This is a genomic window from Rathayibacter tanaceti (assembly GCF_001634385.1).
Classification (GTDB): Bacteria; Actinomycetota; Actinomycetes; order Actinomycetales; family Microbacteriaceae; genus Rathayibacter; species Rathayibacter tanaceti.
In genome coordinates, this window is the sequence record NZ_LIIN01000227.1 from 1 (window position 1) to 2,112 (window position 2,112).

Sequence of the window (2,112 nt, forward strand, 5' to 3'; positions counted from 1 at the left end):
CCGGCGCCTCTCGTCGCCGATCTGCGCGGGGGAGGACGCTCCGCGCCGCCTCGTCGCCGAGGTGCTGGAGCGGCACGGGCGGCTGGACGGCGTGGTGGTCGCCGCCGGCGTGGTCGCGTTCGGACCGTCGGCCGAGCTGGATCCGGCCGTGCTCGAGGAGCTGGTCGAGGTCAACGCGCTCGCGCGATCCGGCTGGTGACCGCAGCCCTGCCGGCGCTCGCGGCCTCGGCGAGCGCGGGCCGGCAGCCGTTCGCGCTGACGATCAGCGGAGTCGTGGCCGAGGCGCCGACCGCGGGGCTCGCCGCGTACTCCGCGTCGAAGGCCGCGCTGCACGCCTTCGTGAAGGCCTCGGCGAAGGAGTATCGGCGCGCGGGCGTCCTGCTGCTCGACGCGCGGCCCGGCCACACCGAGACCGAGCTCTCGCGGCACCCGCTCGCCGGCGAAGCGCCGCGCTTCGGCGCGGGACTCGTGCCTCAGGCGGTCGTCGACCGGCTGCTGACGGCGATCGTGGACGCAGAGCCCGACCTGCCTCCCGCCGCCTTCATCGGCTGAGGTCTGCACAACGAAGGCTGTGCCGCTCGAGGAGCCGCCACACGGTCTCTCGGCCGCTCTCAGCCTTCGTTGTGTAGGCATGTGCACGCTGCGGCGTCACCGCTCGTTCACCGACGCGTCGCACGGGCGCACTAGCGTCCCTCTGTGCCCGACACCGCCCACGACGCCCTCCGCCCCATGCCCGAGCTGCTCCGCACGCTCACGCCCGATGACGCGCGGGAGCTCGTCGTGCTCGACGAGGACGACGACGATCCCGTGCTGCTGCGTCGCGACGGCACGCAGATCGACACCTGGCGCGAGGGCTACCCCTACGACCAGCGGATGTCGCGCGAGGAGTACGAGGCGGGCAAGCGCCTCCTGCAGATCGAGCTGCTGAAGCTGCAGAACTGGATCAAGAAGCACGGCCGCCGCTTGGTCGTCGTCTTCGAGGGTCGCGACGCGGCAGGCAAGGGCGGCACGATCAAGCGCTTCACCGAGCACCTCAATCCGCGCGGCGCCCGCGTGGTCGCGCTCGAGAAGCCCACCGAGCGCGAGTCGGGGCAGTGGTACTTCCAGCGCTACGTCTCGCACCTGCCGGCCGCCGGCGAGATCGTCCTCTTCGACCGCTCCTGGTACAACCGGGCGGGAGTGGAGCGGGTGATGGGCTTCTGCACGCCCGCTCAGTACGACGAGTTCATCCGGCAGACCCCGCTGTTCGAACGGATGCTGGTCGGCGACGGCATCGACCTGGTCAAGCTGTGGTTCTCGGTGTCGGCGGAGGAGCAGCGCACGCGCTTCACCATCCGCATGATCGACCCGGTGCGGCAGTGGAAGCTCTCACCGATGGATCTGGCGTCGCTGGACAAGTGGGACGACTACACCGCGGCGAAGGAGGCGATGATGGCGGCGACGGACACTTCGGCCGCTCCGTGGACCATCGTGAAGAGCAACGACAAGAAGCGGGCCCGACTCGAGGCCATGCGCTACGTGCTCAGCCTCTACGACTACGAGGGGCGCGACGAGGAGGTCGTCGGACCTTCGGGTCCGGATCCGCGGATCGTCGGTTCGGCCGCGGACGTGTACGAGCGCGGCGAGCACGCCGCCGCGAGCTGAGCGGAGGAGCGACGCCGTGCAGGAGCAGACGATCGGCGCCGACCTGCCGGGCGTGCACCTGCGCTGGCTGGCCCTCGATGAGCAGAGCCTGGACGCCGAGCGGCTGCTGCCGCTGCTGACGCTCGAGGAGCGTGAGCGCTACCGGAGCACGGTCGCGGCATCGGCGGCCGAGCGCTTCGTCTTCGGGCGGGTGCTGCTGCGGATGCTCGCCGCTGAGCTGACCGGCGCCCGACCCGGCGGTGTGCGGGTCGTCGCCCGGTGCGCGCGCTGCGGCGGCGCCCACGGGCGGCCCCGGCTGGAGGGCCGGGAGGCGGCGCTGGCGCTGCTGTCGGTCAGCATCGCGCACTGCGCTGGTGCTGTCGTGGTCGCCGCAAGCAGCGCGGGAGTCGTCGGAGTCGACGTCGAACCGGTCGACGGGCCGGCCGAGCGCGGCGAGCGGATCACGCGGGTGGCCGGAGCGCCGTTCGC

The 2,112-nt window shown here is 72.3% G+C and carries 3 protein-coding genes and 1 pseudogene; all 4 read left to right on the plus strand.

Annotated features, from left to right (window positions below):
• A pseudogene (locus tag ACH61_RS17635) lies at positions 1–199 on the plus strand (hypothetical protein); the annotation flags it as partial.
• Positions 196–552 (plus strand): SDR family NAD(P)-dependent oxidoreductase, encoded by a 357-nt coding sequence (locus ACH61_RS17640; RefSeq protein ID WP_068213655.1) that lies wholly within the window; start codon positions 196–198, stop codon positions 550–552. The pseudogene ACH61_RS17635 and the gene ACH61_RS17640, both read left to right, overlap by 4 nt.
• A 177-nt stretch (positions 553–729) precedes the next feature.
• On the plus strand, positions 730–1,644 hold the full coding sequence (gene ppk2, locus ACH61_RS15180) for a polyphosphate kinase 2 (RefSeq protein WP_068213659.1): 915 nt from the start codon (positions 730–732) through the stop codon (positions 1,642–1,644).
• 16 nt (positions 1,645–1,660) lie between these two features.
• Positions 1,661–2,112, plus strand: a 452-nt coding sequence (locus ACH61_RS15185) for a 4'-phosphopantetheinyl transferase family protein (RefSeq protein WP_413784045.1), incomplete at its 3' end; no start/stop codon positions are given.

Bases quoted from the DNA above. Each gene is read 5' to 3' on its own strand.
- ppk2 (WP_068213659.1), top strand. From the start codon at position 730: ATGCCCGAGCTGCTCCGCACGCTCACGCCCGATGACGCGCGGGAGCTC.